At 73.2% G+C, this 26,914-nt stretch carries 20 protein-coding genes and 1 pseudogene; 16 read left to right on the top strand and 5 right to left on the bottom strand.

Annotated features, from left to right (window positions below; all coding sequences use genetic code 11):
- Window positions 1-202 precede the first annotated feature (202 nt).
- A complete protein-coding gene (locus tag B1205_RS26505; RefSeq protein ID WP_089158095.1) occupies window positions 203-2,398 on the top strand; it encodes an acyltransferase family protein in 2,196 nt (731 codons plus the stop codon).
- An 18-nt stretch (window positions 2,399-2,416) separates the two neighbouring features.
- Here B1205_RS26505 and sigJ read toward each other — a convergent pair whose 3' ends face one another.
- Both sigJ and B1205_RS26495 read right to left on the bottom strand, forming a co-directional pair.
- Window positions 2,417-3,301, bottom strand: coding sequence for an RNA polymerase sigma factor SigJ (gene sigJ, locus B1205_RS26500; protein WP_254910223.1), 885 nt, complete (start codon window positions 3,299-3,301; stop codon window positions 2,417-2,419).
- Window positions 3,298-3,741 (bottom strand): carboxymuconolactone decarboxylase family protein, encoded by a 444-nt coding sequence (locus tag B1205_RS26495; RefSeq protein WP_089158077.1) that lies wholly within the window; start codon window positions 3,739-3,741, stop codon window positions 3,298-3,300. The genes sigJ and B1205_RS26495 overlap by 4 nt, the downstream gene beginning before the upstream one ends.
- A 420-nt stretch (window positions 3,742-4,161) precedes the next feature.
- Between B1205_RS26495 and ileS the strand changes: the two genes are divergently transcribed.
- The 10 genes and pseudogenes from ileS to B1205_RS26440 all read left to right on the top strand — a co-directional run bounded on the left by ileS (window position 4,162) and on the right by B1205_RS26440 (window position 19,957).
- Complete coding sequence (ileS, locus tag B1205_RS26490) at window positions 4,162-7,353, top strand: isoleucine--tRNA ligase (RefSeq protein WP_089158076.1); 3,192 nt, start codon at window positions 4,162-4,164, stop codon at window positions 7,351-7,353.
- A gap of 161 nt (window positions 7,354-7,514) precedes the next feature.
- Window positions 7,515-8,207 (top strand): lysophospholipid acyltransferase family protein, encoded by a 693-nt coding sequence (locus B1205_RS26485; protein ID WP_089158075.1) that lies wholly within the window; start codon window positions 7,515-7,517, stop codon window positions 8,205-8,207.
- Window positions 8,208-10,289: 2,082 nt separating this feature from the next.
- Window positions 10,290-12,287, top strand: coding sequence for a TIGR03960 family B12-binding radical SAM protein (locus B1205_RS26475; RefSeq protein WP_089158073.1), 1,998 nt, complete (start codon window positions 10,290-10,292; stop codon window positions 12,285-12,287).
- Between the two features lie 239 nt (window positions 12,288-12,526).
- Window positions 12,527-13,246, top strand: a complete 720-nt coding sequence (locus tag B1205_RS26470; RefSeq protein ID WP_089158093.1) for a TIGR03936 family radical SAM-associated protein — start codon at window positions 12,527-12,529, stop codon at window positions 13,244-13,246.
- Window positions 13,247-13,856: 610 nt separating this feature from the next.
- The gene (locus B1205_RS26465; RefSeq protein ID WP_441338568.1) at window positions 13,857-16,556 is read left to right on the top strand and encodes an Rne/Rng family ribonuclease; all 2,700 of its coding nucleotides are present in this window, start codon (window positions 13,857-13,859) and stop codon (window positions 16,554-16,556) included.
- Window positions 16,557-16,674: 118 nt separating this feature from the next.
- A complete protein-coding gene (locus B1205_RS26460; RefSeq protein WP_089158072.1) occupies window positions 16,675-17,148 on the top strand; it encodes a hypothetical protein in 474 nt (157 codons plus the stop codon).
- Window positions 17,149-17,336: 188 nt separating this feature from the next.
- On the top strand, window positions 17,337-17,654 hold the full coding sequence (gene rplU, locus B1205_RS26455; RefSeq protein WP_089158071.1) for a 50S ribosomal protein L21: 318 nt from the start codon (window positions 17,337-17,339) through the stop codon (window positions 17,652-17,654).
- Window positions 17,655-17,665: 11 nt separating this feature from the next.
- Window positions 17,666-17,905: pseudogene (gene rpmA / locus B1205_RS26450) on the top strand (50S ribosomal protein L27); the annotation flags it as partial.
- Window positions 17,906-17,985: 80 nt separating this feature from the next.
- Window positions 17,986-19,437, top strand: a complete 1,452-nt coding sequence (obgE, locus tag B1205_RS26445) for a GTPase ObgE (protein WP_089158070.1) — start codon at window positions 17,986-17,988, stop codon at window positions 19,435-19,437.
- 70 nt (window positions 19,438-19,507) lie between these two features.
- Window positions 19,508-19,957, top strand: coding sequence for a GNAT family N-acetyltransferase (locus B1205_RS26440; protein ID WP_089158069.1), 450 nt, complete (start codon window positions 19,508-19,510; stop codon window positions 19,955-19,957).
- Between the two features lie 9 nt (window positions 19,958-19,966).
- On the opposite strand, the gene B1205_RS26435 is transcribed toward B1205_RS26440, so the two are convergent.
- Window positions 19,967-20,443 (bottom strand): DUF4383 domain-containing protein, encoded by a 477-nt coding sequence (locus tag B1205_RS26435; protein ID WP_089158068.1) that lies wholly within the window; start codon window positions 20,441-20,443, stop codon window positions 19,967-19,969.
- Window positions 20,444-20,862: 419 nt separating this feature from the next.
- Here B1205_RS26435 and B1205_RS26430 point away from each other — a divergent pair, with 419 nt between their 5' ends.
- The 3 genes from B1205_RS26430 to B1205_RS26420 are packed head-to-tail and all read left to right on the top strand — an operon-like array spanning window position 20,863 to window position 22,485.
- Window positions 20,863-21,366 (top strand): hypothetical protein, encoded by a 504-nt coding sequence (locus B1205_RS26430; protein ID WP_254910221.1) that lies wholly within the window; start codon window positions 20,863-20,865, stop codon window positions 21,364-21,366.
- Between the two features lie 31 nt (window positions 21,367-21,397).
- Window positions 21,398-21,850 carry a phage holin family protein gene (locus B1205_RS26425; protein ID WP_089158067.1) on the top strand — a complete coding sequence of 151 codons (453 nt, stop codon included), beginning with the start codon at window positions 21,398-21,400 and terminating at the stop codon, window positions 21,848-21,850.
- Window positions 21,847-22,485 carry a DUF3618 domain-containing protein gene (locus tag B1205_RS26420; RefSeq protein WP_089158066.1) on the top strand — a complete coding sequence of 213 codons (639 nt, stop codon included), beginning with the start codon at window positions 21,847-21,849 and terminating at the stop codon, window positions 22,483-22,485. Before B1205_RS26425 ends, B1205_RS26420 begins: the two co-directional genes overlap by 4 nt.
- A gap of 60 nt (window positions 22,486-22,545) precedes the next feature.
- On the opposite strand, the gene B1205_RS26415 is transcribed toward B1205_RS26420, so the two are convergent.
- Window positions 22,546-23,538, bottom strand: coding sequence for a glycosyltransferase family 2 protein (locus B1205_RS26415; protein WP_254910220.1), 993 nt, complete (start codon window positions 23,536-23,538; stop codon window positions 22,546-22,548).
- A gap of 206 nt (window positions 23,539-23,744) precedes the next feature.
- Here B1205_RS26415 and B1205_RS26410 point away from each other — a divergent pair, with 206 nt between their 5' ends.
- Window positions 23,745-24,383, top strand: coding sequence for an SRPBCC family protein (locus B1205_RS26410; protein ID WP_089158064.1), 639 nt, complete (start codon window positions 23,745-23,747; stop codon window positions 24,381-24,383).
- On the top strand, window positions 24,380-25,558 hold the full coding sequence (locus tag B1205_RS26405) for a zinc-dependent alcohol dehydrogenase (protein WP_089158063.1): 1,179 nt from the start codon (window positions 24,380-24,382) through the stop codon (window positions 25,556-25,558). Before B1205_RS26410 ends, B1205_RS26405 begins: the two co-directional genes overlap by 4 nt.
- Before the next feature lie 25 nt (window positions 25,559-25,583).
- Here the strand turns inward: B1205_RS26405 and B1205_RS26400 are convergent, their stop codons facing one another.
- Window positions 25,584-26,831, bottom strand: a complete 1,248-nt coding sequence (locus tag B1205_RS26400) for a cytochrome P450 (RefSeq protein WP_089158062.1) — start codon at window positions 26,829-26,831, stop codon at window positions 25,584-25,586.
- Between the last annotated feature and the right edge of the window lie 83 nt (window positions 26,832-26,914).

Raw genomic sequence — 26,914 nt, 5'->3', positions numbered from 1 at the left:
TCGTCGACGCCCCGGCCGGTGAACCGGTTCGGGGCGCCGCGTCTTCCGAGCCGCTATTTCTGAAATATCCGTTTCTGCTTCTCCTCGGTGGTCGTTGGCCCTGATGGCCGGGCGTGCGACGACACCTGGCTGACGGTGGCGCGGCGAGCGCCCGTCGAGGCGGGGGCCGGTCGTGCGACCGGGCCGGCAGAGGGTGGAACGGATGACACTTGTCGGTGTCCGGACGCAACCGGACCCACGGCAGATCGGCGTCGGCGCCGAGGGCGGCCCGCGGGGAACCTTCCGCGGTGACATCGAGGGCCTGCGCGCGGTGGCCGTGCTCCTGGTGCTCGTCGGCCACGCCGCGCCGGCCGTACTCCCGGGCGGTTTCGTCGGGGTCGATGTCTTCTTCGTCATCTCCGGCTTCCTGATCACCGGTCTCCTGGTCGCCGAACTGCGGCGCACCGGTCGGATCTCGATCGCCGGCTTCTACGCCCGCCGGGCCCGGCGGCTGCTGCCCGCCGCCGGACTGGTGCTGCTGGCGAGCATGCTGCTGACCGTGGTGGCGCTGCCCCGCACGAGATGGCCCGGCACCGGCGGGGACGTGGCCGCCAGCGCGGCCTACCTGATGAACTGGCACCTCGCCGACCGGTCGGTGGACTACCTCGCCGGTGGGCAGCCGCCCAGCATCCTCCAGCACTACTGGTCGCTGGCCGTCGAGGAACAGTTCTACCTGATCTGGCCGCTGCTGCTGATCCTGGTCATGCTGGGTGCCCACCGCGCCCACCGCGCCGGTGACGGGTGGCTGCGTACGGCGCGGTGGCGCCTCCCGCTCGGCCTGGCGTTGGTCGCCGTCCCCTCCTTCGCCTGGTCGGTCGCGGAGACGACGAGCGATCCGGCGCGGGCGTACTTCGTCACCACCACCCGGCTGTGGGAACTGGCCCTGGGCGGCGGGGTGGCCGTCCTCGGGTTGCTGGTGCCCCGGATGCCGGCCTGGCTGGGCATCGCCCTCGCGTGGACCGGCCTGGGCGCGGTCGCCGCGTCACCGTTCGTGGTGGACACCGCGACGGCGTTCCCGGGCTGGATGGCGCTGCTGCCCACCCTCGGCACGGCGGCCGTGATCGCGGGCGGTACGTGCGCCGGCCGGGCCGGTCCCGGCCGGGTGCTCGGTCTGCGTCCGGTACGGGCGGTGGGCGCCATCTCCTACTCGCTCTACCTGTGGCACTGGCCGCTGCTGGTGGCCGCCGACACCCGGTTCGGCCCGCTGACCCAGACCACATCCCTGGCCGTCGCGCTCGCCTCGGTGGTGCCGGCCGCGTTGACCTACCGGTACGTGGAGGACCCGATCCGTCGTGGCCGGATCTTCGGGATGCGACCCCGACGGGCGCTCGCCTGGGGCGCGGCCTGCACCACGCTGGTCGCCGCCGCCGGGCTGGGACTGCACATCGTCACCCAGCGGGAGGCGGCGCGGCTGGGCGCGTCCCTGGCCCAGCCGAATCCGGTCACCGGCGACGCGCCCGCGCCGCCGCCCGGCGCGGCCGTCCTCGGCCCGCACCCTCGCGACGCGCCGGCCGGCCAACCGGTGGACCGGGTGGCCGCGATCCAGCCCGACCCCCTGCTGGCCTACGGCGACCAGCCGGACATCTGGCGGGACCACTGCGTCACGCAGGCCACCGAGAGCGAGGTCAGGACCTGCGTGTACGGGGACCCGGCCGCGGACCACACCGTCTGGCTGGTGGGCGACTCGCACGCCGGCAACTGGGTGCCCCCGATGCAGGAGATCGCGCGGGCCAACCACTGGCGGCTGGTCACCTACGTCAAGGCCAACTGCCCGTTCACCAGCGGCGAGGTGGCCGACCACGGGCTGCGGCCGTACCCGAGCTGCGCGCAGTGGAACCGGACTGTGCGCCAGCGGTTGTACGCCGACCGGCCGAAGCTGGTGGTCACCACGAACATGACGTACGTGCCGATGCGCGACGGGGAACCGGTCACCGGTGGAGGGCAGCAGCAGTTGGCCGCGGAACGGCAACGGCACCTGTGGTCGGGGCTGTCCGGGGACGGCTTCCGGCTGATCGTGCTGCGGGACACCCCGCTGCTGACCGAGCCCGGCCCGGCGGGAGTTCCGCGGGCGCTCAACGTGCCTGAATGTGTGTTGCGCTATCGCACCCGGCTCACCCGCTGCGCGGTGCCCCGCCAGACGGCGTTGGACGCCGGGGCGGGCCGGGCGCAGGCACAGGCCGCGGCGGGCCTGCCCAACGTCAGCCTGATCGATCTGAACGACGCGATCTGCCCCGCCGACCGCTGTGCGCCGGTCATCGGCGGAGCGCTCGTCTACCGCGACAGCAACCATCTGACGGCCACCTTCGCCCGGACGTTGACGCCGCGCCTGGCCGCGGCGTTGGCGCGGGAGCTGACCTGAGCGGCCCGCCGCGTGCGCTCAGCCGCCGACCCGGGTCAGCTTGTCCGGGTTGCCGACCAGGTAGAGGTTCGTGATCCGGCCGTCGGCGGCGGCGACGCCGACCGTGTAGCGGGCACCGCCCGGCCAGGTCACCAGCAGCGCGGGTGCGCCGTTCAGTTCGACCGGGGTGGCCCGCACCCCGGGGTGTCGGCGGCCGTACACGCCGACGAAGAAGCGGGCGATCCGGTCCGCGCCGCGAATCGGGTTGCGGGCCGCGCGGATCCGTCCGCCGCCGTCGGACCAGGCGGTGGCGTCGGCCGCGACCAGGTCGGTCAGCCGGGCCAGGTCACCGTCGCGGGCGGCGGCGAGGAAGGCGTCGAGCAGCCGTCGCTGCTCGGCCGGGCCGGCGGTGAAGCGTCGCCGTTGCACGGCGAGCCGGGCCGCCGCGCGGTGGTGCAGTTGGCGGCAGTCCGCCGCCGACCGGTCCAGGATGTCGCCGATCTCGGCGTACGGCAGGGCGAACGCGGTGTGCAGCACGTACACCGCCCGCTCCGGTGGGGTGAGCCGTTCCAGCAGGTGCAGCAGGGCGGTGGAGACCGTTTCCCGCAGCTCGGCGGTCTCCAGCGGCCCGAACGGCGACGGGTCGGTGGGCACCGGCTCGGGCAGCCACGGGCCGACGTACGTCTCCCGGGCGGCCTGCCGGGCGCGCAGCCGGTCCAGCGCTAGCCGGGTCACCACCCGGGACAGGTACCGGCGCGGCTCGGCGACCGCCTCCCGGTCGACGTCGAGCCAGCGCAGGTACGCCTCCTGGAGCACGTCCTCGGCGTCGTGCAGGCTGCCCAGCAGCCGGTACGCCAGGCCGAGCAGCATCGGCCGGTGCGCGGTGAGCGCACCGGCCGCCTCCGCCGCCCCGGTGGTGGTCACAGCTGCCGCGGCGGCTCGGTCCGGCTGCTGATCACGATCCGGTTCCACACGTTGATTGTGGCGATCGCGACGACGAGGTCGGCGAGCTCCTTCTCCGACCAGACCTTCGCGGCGGCGTCCCACACCTCGTCGGAGACGCCGTGCTCGCCCAGCCGGGTGACCGCGTCGGTGAGGGCCAGCGCCGTCCGCTCCCGCTCGTCGAAGAACGACGGGGCCTCCCGCCAGGCGGCCACCGCGAAGAGCCGCCGGCTGTCCTCCCCGGCGGCCAGTGCCGCCCGGGTGTGCATGTCCACGCAGAACGCGCAGCCGTTGAGCATCGACGCCCGCACCTTCACCAGCTCCAGCACCGTGTGGTCCAGGGTGCCCCGGATGTAGGTCTCCAGCCCGAGCACCGCGGCGTACGCCTTCGGCGCCACCTCGGCCAGGTTGATCCGGCTCATCGCCGCCTCCCTCGTGTCGTCGGTTCACCTGCACGACGGATCAGCACCCGTCCGGCGTGACGGCGCCACGGTGTGACGCCGGTCATGCGAGGTGTTAAAAGGGGCCCCTTCCTCTACCTGAGGCGTTAACCGGGGGCCCCGCCTTACTCGAAGGCGGGGTGGGGGGCGGAGCGGGTAAGCTGGGGCGCACAGGCGACGACCCGGCCATCACCGGCGAGCCTCCGGAAGAACAGCCGGGCAACCGGCCCAGTAGAACCGGACGGGACGGCCCGTCACAGCCGACAACGAGCGGGCGGTCGATCCTGGCCGTCAAGCGGGGTGGTACCGCGGACCACCGGGAGCGCCTTTCGGGGCGTACCCCGGACGGTTCGTCCTCGCAGACCCACCGATGAGTGAGCTGCGCGAGGAGAGCGACACCCGATGGCCTATCCGTTGCACGACCCGACCGGCGCCGGCGTCCCGGCGAGCCCGGACCTGCCCGCGGTCGAGCGCCGGGTGCTGGAGCACTGGACCGCCGACAAGACCTTCGAAGCGTCCGTCGAGGCCAGGCCGACCTCCGGTCGGCAACCGGAGACGACGGACTCTACCGATGGCGGCGTCGCAGGCGACGCCGGAAACGAGTACGTCTTCTACGACGGCCCGCCGTTCGCCAACGGGCTGCCGCACTACGGTCACCTGTTCACCGGTTACGTCAAGGACGTGGTGCCGCGCTACCAGACCATGCGCGGGCGGCACGTCGAGCGCCGGTTCGGCTGGGACTGCCACGGGCTGCCGGCCGAGGTGGTGGCCGAGAAGCAGCTCGGCATCACCACCAAGGCGGAGATCCTCGACCTCGGCGTGGCCCGGTTCAACGACGCCTGCCGCGCCAGCGTGCTGGAGTTCACCCAGGACTGGGAGCGCTACGTCACCCGGCAGGCCCGCTGGGTCGACTTCGACAACGACTACAAGACGCTCGACCTGGACTACATGGAAAGCGTCATGTGGGCCTTCAAGACCCTGCACGACAAGGGCCTGGTCTACGAGGGCTTCCGGGTGCTGGCGTACTGCTGGCGGTGCGAGACCCCGCTGTCGAACACCGAGACCCGGATGGACGACGTCTACCGGGACCGGCACGACCCGACGCTCACCGTGTGGTTCGAGCTGACCGCCGACGAGTCCGCGCCGGAGCCGCTGCGCGGGCCGGTCAAGCTGGGCGTCTGGACCACCACGCCGTGGACGCTGCCGTCGAACCTGGCGCTCGCCGTCGGCCCCGACATCGAGTACGCGGTCCTCGAACGCGACGGCCAGCGGTTCGTCGTCGGCGCGGCCCGGCTCGGCGCGTACGCCAAGGAGCTGGAGGGGTACGAGCAGGTCGGCACCGTGCACGGCCGGGACCTGGTCGGACGCCGCTACACCCCGCTCTACGACTTCCTCGTCGAGCCGGCGGGGCCGAACGCCTACCAGGTGCTCGGCGCGGAGTTCGTGACCACCGAGGACGGCACCGGGATCGTCCACCTGGCGCCCGCGTTCGGCGAGGACGACCAGAACACCTGCAACGCGGCCGGCATCCCGACCATCGTGACCGTGGACGACCACACCCGGTTCACCGCGCTCGTCCCGCCCTACCAGGGCGAGCAGGTCTTCGACGTGAACAAGCCGGTGATCCGGGAGCTGAAGGAGCGGGGGGTGGTGCTGCGGCAGGACGTCTACACCCACTCGTACCCGCACTGCTGGCGCTGCGACACCCCGCTGGTCTACAAGGCGGTGTCGTCGTGGTTCGTCGCGGTGACGCAGTTCCGGGACCGGATGGTCGAGCTGAACCAGCAGATCAACTGGACGCCGGGGCACATCAAGGACGGCTCGTTCGGCAAGTGGCTGGCGAACGCCCGGGACTGGTCGATCAGCCGGAACCGGTTCTGGGGCTCACCGATCCCGGTGTGGCGCTCCGACGACCCGAACCATCCGCGCATCGACGTGTACGGGTCGCTGGACGAGATCGAGCGGGACTTCGGCGTACGCCTGACCGACCTGCACCGGCCGGCGGTGGACGACCTGGTCCGCCCCAACCCGGACGACCCGACCGGGAAGTCGATGATGCGCCGGGTGCCGGAGGTGCTGGACTGCTGGTTCGAGTCCGGCTCGATGCCGTTCGCCCAGGTGCACTACCCGTTCGAGAACCGCGACTGGTTCGAGCACCACTACCCGGGCGACTTCATCGTCGAGTACATCGGGCAGACCCGCGGCTGGTTCTACACCATGCATGTGCTGGCCACCGCGCTGTTCGACCGGCCGGCGTTCCGCAACTGCCTCAGCCACGGCATCCTGCTCGGCTCGGACGGGCGCAAGATGTCCAAGAGCCTGCGCAACTACCCGGACGTCTACCACATCTTCGACGCCTACGGCTCCGACGCGATGCGGTGGATGCTGATGTCGTCGCCGGTGCTGCGCGGCGGCGACATGGCGGTGACGGAGTCGGGCATCCGGGACTCGGTGCGCCAGGTGCTGCTGCCGCTGTGGAACGTGTGGTATTTCTTCACGCTCTACGCCAACGCGGACGGCCACACCGCGCGCCGGCGCACCGACTCGACGAACGTGCTCGACCGGTACGTGCTGGCGAAGACGAACGAGCTGGTGACGACCGTCGGCGCGCAGATGGACGCGTACGACATCTCGGGCGCCTGCGCGACCGTGCGGTCCTACCTGGACGCGCTGACCAACTGGTACGTGCGTCGTTCGCGGGACCGGTTCTGGGCCGGCGACGCGGACGCGTTCGACACGCTCTGGACCGTGCTGGAGACGCTGTGCCGGGTGGTGGCGCCGCTGGCGCCGCTGACCGCCGAGGAGATCTGGCGCGGGCTGACCGGTGAGCGGTCGGTGCACCTGACCGACTGGCCGTCGGCCGACGAGTTCCCGGCCGACCACGAGCTGGTCTCCGCGATGGACAACGTCCGGGCGGTCGCCTCGGCCGCGCTGTCGCTGCGCAAGGCGAAGGGCCTGCGGGTGCGGCTGCCGCTGGCGACGCTGACCGTGGCGTCGCCGGTCGCCGACCAGCTCCGGCCGTTCGCGGACCTGGTCGCCGACGAGGTCAACGTGAAGGAGGTCGTGCTCACCGGCGAGGTGGCGTCCTACTGCCAGCAGGTGCTGACCGTGGTGCCCCGGGCGCTGGGCCCGCGCGTCGGCAAGGCGGTCCAGCAGGTGATCAAGGCGGTCAAGGCGGGGGAGTGGGAGCTGCGCGACGGCGCCCCGGTCGCCGCCGGGGTCACCCTGGCCGAGGGCGAGTACGAGCTGCGGCTGGTCGCCGCCGACGTGGAGCACTCCGCGCCGCTGCCCGGTGGTGAGGGCGTGGTCGTGCTGGACACCGAGGTCACGCCGGAACTGGCCGCCGAGGGGCTGGCCCGGGACGTGGTCCGGGTGGTCCAGCAGGCCCGCCGCGACGCCGACCTGGACGTCTCGGACCGGATCGTGGTGGCGGTCTCGGCGTCCGAGGAGGTGCGCGCGGCGGTGGCCGCGTTCCGCGACTTCGTGGCGCGGGAGGTGCTGGCCGAGAGCGTCGACTTCGCCGAGGGCCTCGACGGCTTCGCCGGCGAAGCCGGCGACGGTGAGCGCGTGGTGGTCAGCGTGCGCCGCGTGTGAGGTTGTGTAAGGAGGGGGCCCTTGTTAACGCCTGAGGTATAGGAAGGGCCCCTTCCTAACCCGCGCTCCGGTGGGTGGACTGCGGGTGACCCGCTCGGTCGGGGGTGACGGCGTCGGCTACCGTGACAGCGCCTGTTCCGCGTACGACCGCCGGAGGACCCGTGCCCCTGCTCTACACCATCGGCAAGCTCACCGTGGCGCCCACGCTCCGGTTGACCTTCCGGCCGCACGTGGAGGGGTTGGAGCACATCCCGGCGACCGGCGGCGCGATCTTCGCGGGCAACCACCTCAGCGTGGCCGACGAGTTGCTGCTCGGCACCGTGGTGCCCCGGCACCTGGCGTTCTGGGCCAAGTCGGAGTACTTCAACGGCGCCGGGGCGAAGGGCGCCTTCTCCAAGTTCGTGCTCACCGGGCTGGGCGCGATCCCGGTCGAGCGGGCCGGCGGCCGGGCGGCGCTGTCCGCGTTCGACGCGGCGATCCCCGTGCTCAAGGCCGGTGACCTGGTCGCCGTCTATCCGGAGGGCACCCGCTCCCCGGACGGCCGGCTCTACCGCGGCCGCACCGGCGCGGCCCGGCTGGCGGTGGCCGCCGGGGTGCCGATCATCCCGGTCGGCGTCACCGGCACCGACAAGGCCCAGCCCATCGGGACGCGGGTGCCCCGCCCCGGCCGGGCCAAGATCACCATCAGGTTCGGCAAGCCGCTGGACTTCACCGGCCGCCCCGACGACCGCACGTCACTGCGTGCGATGACCGACGAGCTGATGTCCGAGATCCAGAAGCTCACCGGGCAGGAGTACGTCCCGCGTTACGCCCCGAAGCGCAGCGAGCCGACCCCGGGCGAGGCGTCCGCCTGACCCGCCCCGGTCAGGACTGCTTCGGGACCACCACCCGCTGCCGCAGGTCGTTGAGCAGGCGGCCGCTGTCCTCCACGGACAGCCGGGTGAACACGCCCGTGGCCAGGCTGCCGTGGTCGACCGACGTGCACACCACCACCGAGTCGCCGTCCGCCCGGCCGACCGCGCACCGCTCGTGCCGGCCCCGGACGCCGGTCTCCACACTGACCGAGGGCTCCAGGTCGTAGTCGCGGGCGAGGCGGTCCAGCTCGGACTGGGCGTCGGACCCCGGGTTGAACCGGAAGCCGGTGCTGCCGAAGAGGATCACCCGCTTGCCGTCGTTCGTGGTGTAGATGCCGGCGAACGTGTCCTCGGCGAGCAGGTCCGCCTGGCGTACCCGGCTCTTCAGCTCCTCCGCGTCGGCCCGGCTGCGCTCGTCGTCACTTCTCCGCATCGAGTCGAGCTGGTCCGGAAGGCTGGCACTGGCCGGGTACTGGGTGGAAACGGGCTGAAGCCACCAGAGCGGCACGCCGCAGCAGCACGCCACGCTCAGCAGCAGCACCCAGGGCCAACGTCGCCGCCGGCGGGCCGGCGTCGGCGCGTACCCCCGGGGTGCCGCCCACCCGGGCGGCGGCGCGGGCTGGCCCCGGCGCTGCTTCGGCGGCCGGGCCGGCGCGGGCGGTGAGGTCGGTCGGGCGGCCGGGTAGGGCGCGGGCGGTGACACCGGTCGGGCGGCCGGCGGGCCCGGGTACGGCGGGACCGGCGCGGGCGGTGACACCGGTCGGGCGGCAGGTGGACCCGGGTACGGCGCCGTTGGTGACACCGGACGGGCGGCCGGCGGCGGGGCGGGCTGCGGCGCCGGATGGGCCGGCGCCGGCCAGGGCAGGGGATAGGCCGTCGTGGGCGGCAGTGCCGCCACCTCGGCGGAGGCCATGTCCCAGCCGGTGGTGTCCACCCCCGCCCACGGGTCCACCGGGGTGGCGTGCTCGGGGGAGGCGGTCGGCGGCACCGGCGTCGGCTCCGCGGATTGGCCCCACCCGCGACGGCGGGGCGGCGGGGGTGGGACGGCGGCGGAGCCGCTCCACCGGGGCACGGCCGGCTCGATGCGGGTGGGGTTGAGTGCCTTGTCGACCCGGGTGGGGTNGTCGACCCGGGTCGGGTTCGGTGCGTTGTCGACCCGGGTCGGATCCAGGCGGGGCGGATCGGGGCGGGGGGTGGCCGGTCGGGTCGGGGCCTGGCCGGGCACGGTGGCGGAGCCGCGGGCGCGGGTGGCCGGTACGGCCGGGGTGGCGTCGACGTCGGACCCGACACCCGCCACCTCGGTCCGCACGGTTGACCCGGCCGCAGCGTCGACCCGCGTGACGCCGGCCCCGTCCTGGGCGGTCGCGGCCCGAGCGGTAACGGCCTCGTCCCGAGCGGTGGGTGCCTCGGGCTGCGCGGTGAGAGCTTCCTCCCGGGCGGTGGGTGCCTCGGGCTGCACGCTGGGGGCCTCGGGGCGCGCGGTGGCCGTCTCGGGGTGCCCGGTTGGCGGGCGGGGGTCCGCGTCGTCGATCAGGGTCACACCGGCCGTGCCGGTGTCGGCCTGCGGACCGTCGCCGGTCGCCGGCTCCGGGCCGGTGTCGTCCGTCTTCGGTGGCGCGTCGCTGTCGGCGTTCACTGGCGCGTCGCGGTCGGCCGCCGGCGGGCTGTCGCGGTCGCCGGCCGCGGCGTCGGGGATGCGGACCGCCCGTTGATCGGCGACCTCCCCACCGTCGGGCACGGACGGCGGGACGGCGGCCTCCTCGCCGTCGGGCAGGGACGGCGGTACGGCGGCCTCGGTGTCGGCCGGCGTCGGTACGGCGGTCGGCGGCTCGGTGACGGGCGGCCCTTCGGCCCCGTCGGCCGGCCGGCCCGCCCCCGGCTGCGGCTGCGGCATCGCGGCAATCTCCTCTCGCGCCGTTGCGAGGTTAGTACCGCCCCGCCACCCTCGACGAATCCCGCCCGGCCCGTGAGCAAGGAGTTCGGGTCGGTGCGGGCGCGGTTCGGTGCGCGAAACTCCTTGGTCACGGGCGGAACGGGGCGAGGCGCGAGGTGAGCGCTGGGCACCGCGTACGCTTGGGCATCATGAGCGTTTCGTCCACGACCCCGCGTCCGGCCGCTGCCAGCTCCGGCGAGCCGTCGGTCTGGCCCCGGTTGGAGCCGTTGCTGCCGCAGGTGACCAAGCCCATCCAGTACGTGGGTGGCGAGCTGGGCGCGGTGGTCAAGGACTGGGACGCGGCGACCGTCCGGTGGGCGCTGATGTATCCGGACGCCTACGAGGTGGGCCTGCCCAACCAGGGTGTGCAGATCCTGTACGAGGTGCTCAACGAGCTGCCCGATGTGCTCGCCGAGCGCACGTACGCGGTCTGGCCGGACCTGGAACGCCTGATGCGCGAGCACGGGGTGCCGCAGTTCACCGTCGACGCCCACCGCCCGGTGCGGGGCTTCGACGTGTTCGGCGTCTCGTTCTCCACCGAGCTTGGCTACACCAACCTGCTCACCGCGATCGACCTGGCCGGCATTCCGCTGCTGGCGGCCGACCGCACCGACGCCGACCCGGTGATCGTGGCCGGCGGGCACGCCGCGTTCAACCCGGAGCCGATCGCCGACTTCGTCGACGCCGCGGTGCTCGGTGACGGTGAGGAGGCGGTGCTGGAGATCACCGCCATCGTCCGGGAGTGGAAGGCCGAGGGCTCCCCGGGCGGCCGGGACGAGCTGCTGCTGCGGCTGGCGCGTACCGAGAGCGTCTACGTGCCGCGCTTCTACGACGTCGACTACCTGCCCGACGGCCGGATCCAGCGGGTGGTGCCGAACCGCCCGGACGTGCCGTTCCGGGTGCACAAGCGCACGACGATGGACCTGGACGCCTGGCCGTACCCGAAGAAGCCCCTGGTCCCGCTCGCCGAGACGGTCCACGAGCGGTACGCGGTGGAGATCTTCCGCGGCTGTACCCGGGGCTGCCGGTTCTGCCAGGCCGGCATGATCACCCGCCCGGTGCGGGAGCGCTCGATCACCACGGTCGGTCAGATGGTGCAGCAGGGGCTGGAGTTCTCCGGCTTCCACGAGGTGGGCCTGCTGTCGCTGTCGTCGGCCGACCACTCCGAGATCGGCGACATGTGCTCCGGCCTGGCCGAGCAGTACGAGGGCACGAACGTGTCGCTGTCGCTGCCGTCGACCCGGGTGGACGCGTTCAACATCGACCTCGCCCAGGAGCTGTCCCGCAACGGGCGGCGGACCGGCCTGACCTTCGCCCCGGAGGGCGGGTCGGAGCGGATCCGCAAGGTGATCAACAAGATGGTGTCGAAGGACGACCTGATCCGCACCGTCGTCACCGCGTACACCAACGGGTGGCGGCAGGTGAAGCTCTACTTCATGTGCGGCCTGCCCACCGAGACGGACGCGGACGTCCTGGAGATCGCCGACATGGCGCACGAGGTGATCCGGGCCGGCCGCGCGGCCACCGGGTCGAAGGACATCCGTTGCACGGTCTCCATCGGCGGGTTCGTGCCGAAGCCGCACACCCCGTTCCAGTGGGCTCCGATGGAGCGTCCGGAGGTCATCGACGGCCGGCTCAAGCTGCTCAAGCAGGCCATCAACAGCGATCGTTCGCTGGGCCGGGCGATCGGCTTCCGCTACCACGACGGCGAGCCGTCGCTGATCGAGGGCCTGCTGTCCCGGGGCGACCGCCGGGTCGGCGCGGTGATCCGCAAGGTCTGGGAGAACGGCGGCCGGTTCGACGGTTGGAGCGAGCACTTCTCCTACCAGCGGTGGGTGGAGGCGGCCGCCGAGGCGTTGCCGGCGTTCGGGGTGGACCTCGACTGGTACACCACCCGGGAGCGCGAGGAGCTGGAGGTCCTGCCCTGGGATCACCTCGACTCCGGGCTGGACAAGGACTGGCTCTGGCAGGACTGGCAGGACTCGCTGTCGGAGTACGAGCAGGACGACTGCCGCTGGACGCCCTGCTTCGACTGTGGCGTCTGCCCGACCATGGACACCGAGATCCAGATCGGCCCCACCGGCCGCAAGCTGCTGCCCCTGACCCCGGTCAACGGCCTGAAACTCCCCACCCCCGCCCAAACCTGACCCACCCCACCCCGCCCCACCCCGTGGTCGATCATGAAGTTGGCGGCGACGGAGGAGATCAACTCCACCGCTAACTTCATGATCGACGCCGCCAGGGGTGGGTGCGGTGGACCCGGTGGTGGGGGGTGGCGGGGGCTGCGCCAGGATGGGGCGGAGACGCAGGCACAGCGGAGGAGTTCACGATCGCCAGAAAGCCTCAACCCGAGGGCGGCCAGGCGCCCGTCGTCCAGCGGGTCCGCATCCGGTACGCCAAGCGTGGGCCGCTGCGGTTCACCTCGCACCGGGACTTCGCCCGGGCCTTCGAGCGCGCGTTGCGCCGGGCCGGCGTACCGATCGCCTTCTCCCAGGGTTTCACCCCGCACCCGAAGATCTCGTACGCCTCCGCGGCGCCCACCGGGGTGGCCAGCGAGGCGGAATACCTGGAGATCGGGCTGCGTGAGCCGGTCGACCCGACGCAGCTGCGGGCCGCCCTGGACGCGGCGCTCTCGCCCGGGCTCGACGTGCTCGACGCGGTGGTCGCCACCGGTGGCAGCCTGGCCGACCGGATCGAGGCGTCACACTGGCGGATCGAGCTGCCGGAGGTCGACCCGGACGTGCTCCGGGCCGCCGTGGCGGCGTTCACCGCGGCCGAGGAGATCCAGGTCGAGCGGATGACCAAGCAGGGCCGGCGTACGTTCGACGCCCGCGCGGCCGTGATGGCCATCGATGCGCTGGCACCGGCTGAGACGCCTTCCGGGGCGGCGGCCGTACCGTGTGCGATACTCGAACTGGTCGTGCGGCAGGTCACCCCGTCCGTACGGCCCGATGACGTCCTTTCCGGCCTCCGCGTGGTGGCCGACCTGGAGCCGCCGGTCACCCCCAAGGTGATCCGGCTGGCGCAGGGCACGCTGACCGCGCAGGGCGAGATCGTCGATCCGTTTGACGCGGATCGCGACGGGGCAGCCATCGGAGAGCACTGACCGACGGTCAGTGCTCTGGCAGGCAGACTTCGGCGGTCGCGCGTTGTGCGCGCCCGGCGGAAACACCTTTTGCGGCGACCCTGCGTGGCAGCGCTCACCCGCGCCCGGGGCAGCCAGAACTGGAGAACGTCCATGCTCGAGAACGAGCCCGAGGGCGGCGACCGGACCGGCGCGCAGCCGGCCGACCCGACCGCCGCCACCAGCACCGACGGCGCCGCCGAGGTGAAGCCGCCGGCCCGTAAGCGGGCCAGCCGTCGCAAGGCGGCTCCGCTCAACCAGCCGGAGCAGACCGACGTGCCGGTCGAGGCGCCCGCCGCGGCCACCGGCAGCGACGAGTCGCCGCAGGCCGAGGTGTTCGCCCCGGTGGCCGGCGACTTGGAGGCCGCGCCGAAGACCACCCGTCGCCGTCGCAAGGCGACCCCGGCGAAGGCGGTCGAGGAGCCGGTGGTCGCCGCCGGGGTGGAGGCCACCTCGGACGAGGTGGTGCCGCCGGTCAAGGTGACCCGGACCCGTCGCCGCAAGGCCACCCCGNCCCCCCCCCCCCGCCGAGTCGCCGACCGAGGCGCCGGCCGAGGCCGCCGGGCCGCCGGCCGTCGCGGAGCCGCCGGCCGTGGTCGACGGACCGATCTCGGCGCCGGGGGGCGCGGACGAGATCGCCGAGGGACGGGCACCGATCGCGGACACCGCCGAGGAGGAGGACGAGGAGGCCGAGGGCGAGGTGGGCGAGCCCACTCCGGCCGAGGGCGCCGCGTCGTCCCGTACCGATGAGGTCACCCTGGCCCGCGCCGGCGGCGTGGCGGACGCCACCGGCGCGGTGTCGCCGGGCGCCGCCGTTCCGGGCGTCGCCGAGGAGCCGGCCGAGACCGGCCGGCGACGTCGCCGCGGTCGTCGGGACACCGAGCCGGTCGAGGCCGGGTCCAGGCCGCACGTCGAGGCCGGGCCCGAGGCCGAGCCCAGGTCCGAGGTCGAGGTCAGGTCCGAGCCGGAGGCCGCCGAGGAGGAGCCGCCGGCCGGTCGTCGACGCCGGGCCGCGCTCTCCGCGCCGACCGTCCTGTTCATGCCGCCGCAGCCCGAGGAGGCCCCGGTCGTCCGGGTCACCTACCCGGTCGTCGAGGAGGCGGTGGAGGAGCCGGCCGAGACCGGCCGTCGCCGTCGCCGCGGCCGCCGCGAGGTCGAGCCGGTCGAGACCGAGGTCGAGGCCGTCGAGGAGGAGCCGGCCGTCGAGGTCGCCGACGCCGACGAGGTCGACGAGGACGAGGAGACCGCCGAGGGGCGTCGCCGTCGCCGCCGCGGTCGCCGGGGTCGGGGCCGCGGCAAGGGCGGCGCCGACGAGGCCGAGGACGAGGAGTCCGGTACGGCGGAGGCGGACGACGCCGAGGCCGAGGAGACCGCCGAGGACGAGGAGGCCGAGGGCGAGGGGCTGACCCGTCGTCGCCGCCGTCGCCGTCGCCGGGGCGCGGGGGAGACGGAGACCGCCACCGAGGACGGCGTGCCCACCGTCGTCAAGATCCGTGAGCCGCGCAAGGCCGTCGACGAGGTGCAGGGCGTCTCCGGCTCGACCCGGTTGGAGGCCAAGCGGCAGCGTCGCCGGGACGGCCGTGAGCAGCGGCGCACCCGGCCGCCGATCCTGAGCGAGTCGGAGTTCCTGGCCCGCCGTGAGGCGGTCGACCGGACGATGGTCGTCCGCCAGCGCGGCGACCGTACCCAGATCGCGGTGCTTGAGGACGGCGTGCTGGTCGAGCACTACGTGACCCGCAACTCGTCCGGCACCATGGCCGGCAACGTCTACCTGGGCAAGGTGCAGAACGTGCTGCCCAGCATGGAGGCGGCGTTCGTCGACATCGGGCGCGGGCGCAACGCCGTCCTGTACGCCGGCGAGGTCAACTGGGACGCTACCGGGCTGGAGGGCCGGGCCCGCTCGATCGAGCAGGCGCTGCGCTCCGGCGACTCGGTGCTGGTGCAGGTCACCAAGGACCCGATCGGGCACAAGGGCGCGCGGCTGACCAGCCACGTCGCGCTCTCCGGCCGGCACCTGGTCTACGTGCCCAACGGCAACGCCTCCGGGATCAGCCGCAAGCTGCCGGACACCGAGCGCAAGCGGCTGCGGGACGTCCTCAAGAAGCTGGTGCCGGAGGGCGCGGGGGTGATCGTCCGGACCGCGGCCGAGGGGGCCAGCGAGGACGAGCTGGCCCGGGACGTCAAGCGACTCCAGGCGCAGTGGGACGACATCCAGGCCAAGGCGGCCTCCGGTGGTGCCCCGGTGCTGCTCTACGAGGAGCCGGACCTGGTCATCCGGGTGGTCCGCGACCTGTTCAACGAGGACTTCCGCGAGCTGGTCATCGAGGGCGAGTCGGCGTACGACGTGGTCGAGTCGTACCTGTCGCACGTCTCGCCGGACCTGGTGGCGCGGCTGCGCCGGCACGCCGGTGTCACCGACGTGTTCGCCGAGTACCGGATCGACGAGCAGATCCTCAAGGGGCTGGACCGGAAGGTCTTCCTTCCCTCCGGTGGGTCGTTGGTGATCGACCGCACCGAGGCGATGACCGTGGTCGACGTCAACACCGGCAAGTACACCGGCTCCGGCGGCAACCTGGAGGAGACGGTCACCCGCAACAACCTGGAGGCGGCCGAGGAGATCGTGCGCCAGCTGCGGCTGCGTGACCTCGGCGGCATCGTGGTGATCGACTTTATCGACATGGTGCTGGAGTCGAACCGGGAACTGGTGCTGCGCCGGCTCACCGAGTGCCTCGGCCGGGACCGCACGAAGCACCAGGTCACCGAGATCACCTCGCTCGGCCTGGTGCAGATGACCCGCAAGCGGATCGGCGCGGGCCTGCTGGAGGCGTTCAGCGAGACCTGCGAGTGCTGCAAGGGCCGGGGCCTGATCGTCCACACCGAGCCGGTGCCGGAGAAGCCGCGTACCGGGGGCACGGCGGAGAAGGTCAAGGCGGTCGCCTCGGCGGTCGCGCCGGTCGAGGAGAAGGGCCGCCGCCGGGGTCGCAAGGCCGCCGCGGAGAAGCCCGCCGTCGAGACCGCGTCGGAGCCGCCGGCCGCCGTCGAGCCGGAGCGGACCGTGGCCGAGGTGGTCGAGTCCCCCGACGACTACTACGACACCCAGGGCTACGACCTGTCCCGGTTCGAGGCCGACACGCCGGCCGCGTCGGCGGTGGCGGACAGCCAGGAGGGCGACTCGGCCCGTCTGGCCGCGGCCGACGACCCGGACGCGATCGGCGACGGGGACACCGACGACGAGGGCGGCTCCCGCCGGCGGTCCCGGCGCGGCGGCGCCCGGCGGCGTACCCGGCCGTGAGCCGCTGACCTGCGTGGCGTTTGGCAGGGTCCCTGCTTCGGCAACAGAGTGCCGAGCAGGGGCCCTGCCGTCTCCCGTCGACCCCCGGTCGGGCCGGCGCGTCCCGGAGGGAGGAGACATGCGTCGGGTGTTCGCGGTCACCGCGTTGACCGGGATGGTGCTGGCCGGGGCGGGCTGCGCCGACCGGGACGACGACCCGTTCGCGGTGGGCTTCGGCTCGCCGGCCCCGGCGGCCACCTCCGCCGCTCCGGCCCCGACCGCCACCGGCGACGCGGGCGTCTGCGCCCGGGCCAAGCAGTCCGGCTCCGCGGCCGTGCAGACGTACGTGTCGAAGCTGGCGGAGATGCTCCGGGCGGGCGGCACCGGGGACGAGGGCGCGGCGGGCGCCGCGAAGCGGGATGCGGAGGGCGCGTTGGCGGGTTGGCGGGACGTGCTGCGGGAACAGTCGACGCGGGCCGTCGACCCTCGGCTGCGTACCCTGCTGGCGGACCTGGCCACCGAGGTCGGCCGGCTCGGCACGGACGTGCAGGCGATCGACGAGACCGAGTTCGACCGGCTCCAGCAGCGTCTCGACCAGCTCTGCCCGGCCTGACCGGCAGCCCGGTTTGGGGAGCGGGGCTGGTATGGCGTACCCTTGCCTGCGGCGCACTTTGGTGTGCTGAGTTCCCGCGTGCCCGCGCCGCCGGTGTCACGGCTCCCGGCGAGACGCCGTGGGAACGACCGACCGGTGACGGTGGGAAGAAGACGTCAGCAGCCTCAACGACAGGGAGTCCGCCTCCGATGTACGCGATCGTCAAGACCGGCGGCAAGCAGTACAAGGTCGCCGAGGGCGACGTGATCGAGGTCGAGAAGCTCGCCGGTGCCCCCGGCGACGCGGTGAAGCTCACCGCGGTGCTCCTCGTCGACGGTGACGACCTGGTGACCGACGCGGCGAAGCTTGCCGACGTCGCGGTGTCCGGCGAGATCGCCGCACACACCAAGGGCCCGAAGATCCGGATCCACAAGTTCAAGAACAAGACCGGCTACCACAAGCGCCAGGGTCACCGCCAGCCGCTGACCCAGGTCAAGGTGACCGGCATCTCCAACAGCGGGAAGTAGGTCGTCGGACAATGGCTCACAAAAAGGGTGCGTCCAGCTCGCGTAACGGTCGCGACTCCGCGGCTCAGCGGCTCGGCGTGAAGCGCTTCGGTGGTCAGGTCGTCAGCGCGGGTGAGATCCTCATCCGTCAGCGTGGCACCAAGTTCCACCCCGGTGACCTGGTCGGCCGTGGCGGCGACGACACGCTGTTCGCGCTGGCCGCCGGTTCGGTGCAGTTCGGCACCAAGCGCGGTCGCAAGACCGTCAGCATCNAAGCGGGCCGCGGACCTCGGGTCCCGGCCCGCTTCGCCTTTCCACGTGCGGGGCGGACCCCGCTGGAAGGATTGGCGTCGTGACGACGTTCGTTGACCGGGTCGTCCTGCACATGCAGGCCGGCGACGGCGGGCACGGCTGTGTCTCGATCCACCGGGAGAAGTTCAAGCCTTTCGGCGGTCCCGACGGCGGCGACGGCGGCCACGGCGGCAGCGTGTCACTGGTGGTCGACCCGCAGGTCACGACGTTGCTCGACTTCCACTTCCGGCCGCACCTGAAGGCGGAGAACGGCAAGGGTGGCGCCGGCTCGAACCGGGACGGCGCCAACGGCCACGATCTGCTGATCAAGGTGCCGAACGGCACCGTGGTGCAGAGCCTCGACGGTGAGGTGCTGGCCGACCTGGTCGGCGTCGGCACCACGTTCGAGGCGGCCCGGGGCGGCCGCGGTGGGCGGGGCAACGCCTCGCTCGCCAACGCGCGCCGCAAGGCCCCGGGCTTCGCCGAGCTGGGTGAGCCCGGCGACAAGCTCGACGTGGTGCTGGAGCTGAAGAGCGTCGCCGACGTCGGGCTGGTCGGCTTCCCGTCCGCCGGCAAGTCCTCGCTCATCTCGGTGATCTCCGCGGCCAAGCCGAAGATCGCCGACTACCCGTTCACCACGCTGGTGCCCAACCTGGGCGTGGTGCGGGTGGACAACCACACCTTCACCGTCGCCGACGTGCCCGGCCTGATCCCCGGCGCGGCCACCGGTAAGGGACTGGGCCTGGAGTTCCTCCGCCACGTCGAGCGCTGCGCCGTGCTGGTGCACGTGGTCGACACCGCGACGTTGGAACCCGGCCGCGACCCGCTCGCCGACATCGACGCGATCGAGTCGGAGCTGACCCAGTACGGCGGTCTCGCCGACCGGCCCCGACTGGTCGCGCTCAACAAGGTCGACGTGCCCGACGGGCAGGACCTCGCCGACATCGTGCGGCCCGACCTGGAGGCCCGGGGCTTCCGCGTCTTCGACGTCTCCACCGCCACCCGCGAGGGCCTGCGGGAGTTGACGTACGCGATGGCCGGGCTGGTCGAGGAGAGCCGCCGCGCCGCCCCGCCGGCCGAGCCGACCCGGATCGTGNTCCGCCCGAAGGCGGTCGACGACGCGGGCTTCACCATCGAGGCCGAGCCGGACGGCTCCTACACGGTGCGCGGCAACCGGCCGGAGCGCTGGGTGAAGCAGACCAACTTCGACAACGACGAGGCCGTGGGCTTCCTGGCCGACCGGCTGGCCCGCCTCGGCGTCGAGGAGAAGCTGGCCAAGGCCGGCGCGCAGGCCGGTGACCTGGTGCGGATCGGCGATCGGGAGTTCGACTGGCAACCCACGCTCTACGCCGGCGCCGACTTCGTCCCCGGCAACCGGGGCACCGACGTGCGGCTGGAGGACAAATCGACGCGGGCCTCGGCGGCCGACCGGCTGGCCGCCCGCAAGGCCCGGCGGGTGCGTGCGGAGGACGAGCAGGCGGCGGTGCCCGCACCGGAGCCTGACGACGATTAGTTCCGGTCCGTCCGTGTTGCGGACGTTGCTCGGAAACCTAGGTGAAATCCGCCCGATCTACCGTGGCGGAATGCTGATCGAATCCCGGCCCGCGACCGATCCGGAGATCGCCGCACTCGTCATCGCCCAGCAGCGTGAGCTGCGGGAGGCCGACGGCGGGCTGGACGGGCAGGTCACCGTCGTGCACGACGACATCCACTACCTGGCGGTGGTCGTCGACGGCCGGGCGGTCGGCTGCGGCGGCCTCCAGGCGATCGACGCCGACACCGGCGAGCTGAAGCGGATGTACGTCCGGCCGGCGTACCGGGGGCGGGGCATCGCCCGGCAGTTGCTGGCCGCGCTGGAGGAGTTGGCCTTCCGGCAGGGACACCGCACGGTCTGCCTGGAGACCGGCACCTACCTCCCGGCCGCGATCGGGCTCTACCGGTCCAGCGGCTACCAGCCGATCCCGGTCTACGGCGAGTACGTCGACAACCCGTACAGCGTCTGCTTCGCCAAGCAGATGCCGGTCGCGGTCTGAAGTTCCCGCTCAGGGGCGGTCGATCGGGGTGTCGGGGCGGCCGCCGGCACCCATCTCGTTGTTCAGCAGCAGGCCAGCGGCGAGCATGCCGAAGCCGAGGAACAGGTGCAGCCAGTTGTCGGCGTCGTTGATCGGCACGAAGTTCGCCGCCGACTCCCGGTCGATGGCGAAGCCGTACAGCCAGAGCACCAGGTAGAGCGCGCCGCCGCCGGCCAGGAACAGCCGCGCCCCGGCGAGCCGCCGGGCCAGCACCAGGCCGACCAGCCCGAAGAGCAGGTGCACCAGGTTGTGCAGCACCGACACCTGGAACAGCCCGAGCAGCTTCGCCCCGGAGTGGTGCCCGGCGAACGTCATCTCGCCGTAGTGGGACGTGATCCCGGGCACGAAGCCGAGCACGCCGATCAGCGTGAAGACGGCGGCCGCCGCGAGGGCCACCTTCTGCACCGTCGACCGGGCCGACGTGCGTCCGCGCACGCCACGCGCCATGGCTGTCACCCCCGTGGAACGCCTCGCCGCCCGGGTGGGCGGGCACCCCATTCTGTGACCGGGGTGGACCGCTCCGGCAGAGAACTGACGAATCAGGCATGGACCCGGCCGACGAGGGTAGGGCAGTTGTCACGCGGAAATCGATGCGTGCAACCCCCCGAACACAACCGCTATGAACGCACGAGCGGAAGGGACACCATGACTCACGATCTTTCTCCTACGTCCGCCACGTACGAGTCGACAAACGGCAACGGCGTACGCGACCAGGCCCGCCAGGTCGGCTCCGACGCCGCAAGCGCCGGTGGTGCGGTCGCGCAGACCGCCAAGGAGCAGGGCCGGGAGGTGGTGGGCGAGGCCAAGCGGCAGGCCCGCGACCTCTACGGCGAGNCCTGCGGTCGCTGGCTGACGAGATGCGGTCGATGGCGCAGGGTGGCGGTTCCGGCCCGGTGACCGAGCTGGCCCACCAGGCGGCCGAGCGCGTGCACGGCGTGGCCGGCTGGCTGGAGCAGCGCGAGCCGGGTGACCTGCTCAACGAGGTGAAGAGCTACGCCCGCCGTAACCCGGGCACGTTCCTGGTCGGCGCCGCCCTGCTGGGCGTGGTCGCCGGTCGGCTCACCCGCAACATCGCCGCGGTGGGCAACGACGACAACAGCGGCGTCCAGCCGGCGTACGACCCGGACCGCACCGCCGTCATCCCGACCCCGCCGGTGGTGCCGGCCCAGCCGGCCGGCTACCTCGACCCGACCCCGGGCACGTACGCCGAGCCGGACCCGGGCTACTCCGCGCCGGGCGCGGCGTACCCCGGTGGCGGCGCCCCGAACACCTGGGCCGACCCGGCCGGTGGCACCGGCCAGCCGTTGCCCCCGCCGGAGCGGACCGACCCGCTGCCGGGCGTCCCGTCCAGCGGCGCCGTCCGCCCGTGACCCGCCGGACCGGCAGAAGGGAAGCAGCGGCATGACCGTGCCGACGCAGGACCCCGGCTACCAGGCCGCGGGCGCGCCGCACCACGCCGACGAGGTACGGGGCAGCTCGATCGGGCAGTTGATGAGCCAGGTCACCGGTGACCTCTCCACGCTGATGCGCCAGGAGGTCGAGCTGGCCAAGGCCGAGATCCGCCAGGAGGGGAAGAAGGCGGGCAAGGCCGCCGGTCTCTTCGGCGGCGCCGGCTTCGGCGGCTACATGGTGGCGCTCTTCGTCTCCATCGCGGTGTGGCAGTTCCTCGACAACGTCATGGACTCCGGGCTGGCCGCGCTGATCGTGGCCGTGCTCTGGGCCGTGGTCGCCGCCGTCCTCTACTCGAAGGCGAAGCAGAACGCCGAGCGGATCCGCGGCCTGAAGCAGACCAACGACAGCGTGCAGCGCATTCCCGACGCACTCAAGCCGCACCCGGAGGGAGTCACCCGATGAGCACCGATCCCGAACAGATCCGCCGCGAGATCGAAGCCACCCGCATGAACCTCAGCTCGGACGTGGACGCCCTGGCGTACAAGGTCAGCCCGAGCCGCATCGTCGACGACCGCAAGCAGCGCGTGCGCAGCGCGCTGACGAACGTGAAGGACAAGGTGATGGGAACCGCATCCGACCTCGGCCACAGCACCGGCCACGCCGCCCACTCGGTGGGCGACCACGCTTCCTCGGTGGCGTCCACCGTGGGCGACAAGGCGCACTCCGCCGCGTCCACGGTGGGCGACGCCGCGCACCGGGCGCCGCAGGTCCTGCGGCAGAAGTCCGAGGGCAACCCGATCGCCGCCGGTGTGATCGCCTTCGGCGTCGGCATGCTGGTCTCCTCGCTGATCCCGGCGACCCGCCGCGAGCAGCAGGTCGCTGCGCAGGTCAAGGAGAAGGCGGCCGAGCACGGCGGCGTGGTCAAGGAGAAGCTCGGCGAGGTCGCGGCCGAACTCAAGGACGAGCTGCGCGAGCCGGCGCAGCACGCCGCCCAGTCCGTGAAGGCCACCGCGCAGGACGCCGCCCAGGCGGTCAAGGACGACGGCCGCAGCGCCGCGCAGGACGTCCGGGAGAGCGCCCAGCAGGTGCGTTCGTAACCGTCGCACGTAAGGAAGGGCACCTTCTTATCGCCTGACGACAAGAAGGTGCCCTTCCTTTCACGTTGCGGCGTCGACCCAGAGCACCAGGTCGTCCGGCCGGCGCCGGGCCAGCCGCCGTCGTAGCGCCCCGGTGGAGTGCGCCGCCACCCCCAGCCGCGCGCCCGCGTAGGGCACTCCGCCGCGCAGCCGCCGGCCCACCGCGAGCCAGGCGCACAGCCCGCGTTCCAGCACCCAGGCGGGGGCCGCGAGCGTGGTGTGCGCCGGGAAGACCCGGGCCCCACCGGCACGCCGTCGGCCCAGCTCCGCCACCGCCACGGTGACCAGCCCCGCCTTCAGCAACAGCCCGGGGCGGCGGGCGGCGAGCGCGGCCGCCGTCGCCGGCAGCACCGCCAGCCCGGCCAGCAGCCACGCCGGGCGCGCCGTCTCGTCGTACGCCTGGCGGACGCGCTGCCCGAGGAAGTGCGCCGTGGTCGGCGGGAGCCGCCGGACGTACAGCCACGCCGGGGTCGCGGCGCTGCCGCCGTACGCGCGGACGGTCCGGTGCAGCTCCAGGTTCTCGAAGAGCACGTCCGGGTCGTAGCCGCCCATAGCCAGGAAGGTGCCCCGGCGCACCGCCAGGGTGCCCGGCCAGTCGCCGCCGAGCGCCCGGGCGAGCAGCGTCCGGCCGGTGTCCCACCAGGCGTGCCACGGCAGCGGATCGAAGTGGTTCTGCGGCCGGACCAGGTCCACCCGGTCGAGCAGCCCGTGCACGGCGCGCAGCCCCGGCAGGTCGTACCGGACGTCGTCGTCGGCGATCACGACGTGCTCGTGCCGGGCCAGCGCGACGCCGGTGAGCACCCCGAGCACCTTGCCGTTGCGCCCGCGCAGCGCCGGGTCCGGCGGGACGTGGCGGACCAGCCCGTCCCAGGCCGCCGCGTGCCGCGCGAACAGCTCCGGCGAGGAGCCGTCGACCACCACCACGTCGACCCAGCCGCTCAGCTCGCGCAGGTAGCCGGTCAGCTCGTCGAGGCCGTGGTCGTCGGCGGCGCGCAGCGGCAGGACGTACGCCATCGGAAGCCGGACCGGCGCGGACGTCGTGGCGGTCCGCCCCGGGTGTCGCGGTCGGTGTGTGGCGGTCGCTCGGGTCATGTGGCCTCCCGTCGGTGCGGAACCCGCGAGTGCCCGAAATGCGGTCCCTGAAACCGTTTCGGCAGCTCCGGGGCGGGTAGCGCAGCCGAATACGGACGGTCGAGCCGTCCGAAGCTGGAGGAGACGTGATGAACAGCAACGCGACGAGGTGGGCGCTGGGCGGCGCCGCCGCGCTGACGGCGCTCGGGATCACCCGGACCCTGGTCCGACGCCGGCACCGGCACCAACCCGACCGCGAGGACGGGTGGTACGTGGTGCACCGGGGGATCACCGTCGACCGGCCGGTCGACGCGGTGATCGGCTTCTGGACCGACCGGGAACGGCTCGACCGGGGACTGGCCGAATGGGCCACGTTGGAACAGATCGACGACGAGCGGTGGCGTTGCGTGGCCGCCGACCCGGCCGGCGGCAGTGCCGGGTGGCGGGCCGAGATCACCGTCGAGGGCCCGGGCCGGTTGAGCTGGCGGACCACGGCGGGTCCGGTGGTCCAGCGGGGACGCATCGAGCTGGTCGCCGCGCCGCAGGACCGGGGCACCGAGATCCGCGCCGAGCTGCGCTGGCGCTCCGGGCCGGTGCGTCGGGCGGTCGGCCTGGTCGGCGGGGACGAGCCGGACCTGGCGCTGCGCACCGCGTTGCGCCGGATCAAGTCGCTGATCGAGACCGGCCAGGTGCTGGACACCCGGCACGACCCGTCGGGGCGCAGCCCGCGCCAGGAGCGGGCGACGGACAAGGTACGCGAGAAGCTGATCGTGGGAGGCCGGCCGTGAGGGCGCTGTGCTGGGAGGGCGTCGGCAAGCTCGCCGTCCGGGACGTGCCGGAGCCGACCATCCGATCGGCCGGCGACATCATCGTCAAGGTACGGGCGAGCAGCGTCTGCGGCTCGGACCTGCACCTCATCAACGGGTACCTGCCGGCGATGCGGGAGGGGGACGTGCTCGGCCACGAGTTCATGGGCGAGGTGGTCGAGACCGGCCCGGACGTGCAGCGGATCTCCGTCGGTGACCGGGTGGTGGTCGGCTCGGTGGTGGCCTGCGGCGGCTGCTGGTACTGCCGCACCGAGCAGTACTCGCTCTGCGACAACTCCAACCCGCAGCCGGTCTTCACGGAGAAGCTGTGGGGCCACTCGCCGGCCGGCATCCTCGGCTACTCGCACGCGGCCGGTGGCTACTCGGGCAGCCACGCCGAGTACATCCGGGTGCCGTTCGGCGACGTCGGCGCGTTCACCGTGCCGGACGGGGTGCCGGACGACTCGGTGGTGTTCGCCTCCGACGCCATGCCGACCGGCTGGATGGCCGCCGACTTCTGCGCGCTCAAGGGCGGCGAGGTGGTCGCGGTCTGGGGCGCCGGCGGCGTCGGCCAGATGGCCGCCCGGTCCGCGCAGATCCTCGGCGCCGAGCGGGTCATCGTCATCGACCGGCTGCCGGAACGGCTCGACACCGCGTCCCACCGCCTCGGCGTGGAGACGATCAACTACGCGGAGACCGACGTGCTGGAGGCGCTGCGGGAGATGACCGCCGGACGCGGCCCGGACGCCTGCATCGAGGCGGTCGGCATGGAGTCGCACGACGTCGGGCCCACCTACGCGTACGACAAGGCGAAGCAGACCGTCCGGTTGCAGAGCGACCGGCCCACCTCGGTCCGGCAGGCGATCATGGCCTGCCGCAAGGGCGGCACGGTGAGCATCGTCGGGGTGTACGGCGGCCTCGTGGACAAGTTCCCACTCGGCGCGGCCATGAACAAGGCGCTGGTGCTGCGGATGGGGCAGATGCACGCCCAGCGCTACATCCCGATGCTGCTGGACCGGGTCGCGGCCGGCGAGATCGACCCCGGCTACCTGGCCACCCACCCGATGTCGCTGGAGCAGGGCGCCCGGGGCTACGAGATCTTCGAGAAGAAGGAGGACGGCTGCCTGCGTACGGTGCTGCACCCGCAGGCGGCGTGACCGCGGACGGGGTGCGGCGGTCGACTCAGGCGGCCCGCCGTACCCCGTCGACGAGCAGACCGCTGGGTGGCAGGGCCGGCATCGTGCCCAGGTCGAGCGCGAGGTCCTGCGGCGGGACGCGGTAGCTCATCGTGCCGGTCAGGTTGGCCACCGCCCGCTTCATCAACTCGATGGTGAGCCACTCGCCGGCGCAGCGGTGGCCGGTGAGGTGGTCCCCACCGCCCTGCGGAACCAGGCCGTACGGGTCGGTCCGCCAGCCGGCGAAGCGCTCCGGCCGGAACCGCTCCGGCTCCGGCCAGAGCCCCGGATGGTGGTTGGTGCCGTAGAGGTCGAGCAGCACCCGGCGGCCCTGCGGGAACGCGTACCCCTGCCACTCGAACGAGCGGCGCACCCGAGCCGCGGCGACCGGGAAGAACGGGTAGTAGCGGCGTACCTCCTGCACGAACTGCTCGGTCACGGCGTCGTCGCCGCGTACCCGGTCCCGCCACCCCGGATGGTCGTGCAGGGCCAGCGCGGCGAAGACCACGTACCGGTCCACCGCGACCGTGGGGCGGAGCACGTTGAGCAGCTCCACCGCGGCGATCCGGCGGGGCAGGGGCGCGCCCCGCTCGTCCCGGTGCGTGGCGACGACCCGCAGCGCGCTGCCCTCGGAGGCCGGCAGCGCCCCGGCGCGGACCCGCTCGATGAGCGCGCCGGCCCACTGCTCGGCCCGGCTGCGGCCGAGCAGCCCGCGCCAGTGCCTCGGGCCCACCGCGGCCGGCGCCTCGATCATCGCGTGCAGCTGGGCGGTCCGGCGGCGCACGTCGGCCTCGGTCAGCGGCACCCCGGCCCAGGCGCAGACCACCCGGGTCAGCATCCGCCCCACCTCGTCGTAGAGCCGCACCGGGCCGCCCTCCGCCCAGGCCGGGACGCGGGCCCGCCACTCGTCGTCGAAGAGCTGCCCGAGGCGTCGGACCCCGGCCGGCGTCATGATCGACATGAACATCGCCTTGCGGGCGCGATGCGCCGCCCCGTCGAGGCCCTGGACGCCGCCGACCCCGGTCAGCGTGCGCTGCCCGCGCATCGGCATGGCGCCGCGCCGGACGAACCGCTCCTCGTCGTAGAACAGCTCGGCGGCCTCCCGGCCACGCAGGCAGATCGTGTGCTCCAGCAGCAGCCGGGTCTGGAAGACGTCGGTGCCGAGGCGGTCGCAGCGGGCCCCGACGAAGCGGTAGCCCTCGCGGAGGAAGGCCAGCGTGCCGTCCGGGCCCCGGTCGCTCGGCATGGTGCTCATCTCGGCTGCTCCTGACCCGGTTCGGCGCTCGGTGCGACGTGTGCGCTACCTACCCGGGGGGACGTGGCCGAATCCTCCAGTTC

It is taken from the genome of Micromonospora sp. NBS 11-29, from assembly GCF_002140155.1.
Classification (GTDB): domain Bacteria; phylum Actinomycetota; class Actinomycetes; order Mycobacteriales; family Micromonosporaceae; genus Micromonospora.
Note: the sequence above shows the minus strand (reverse complement) of the source record. Positions and strands in the feature narration are given on the sequence as shown.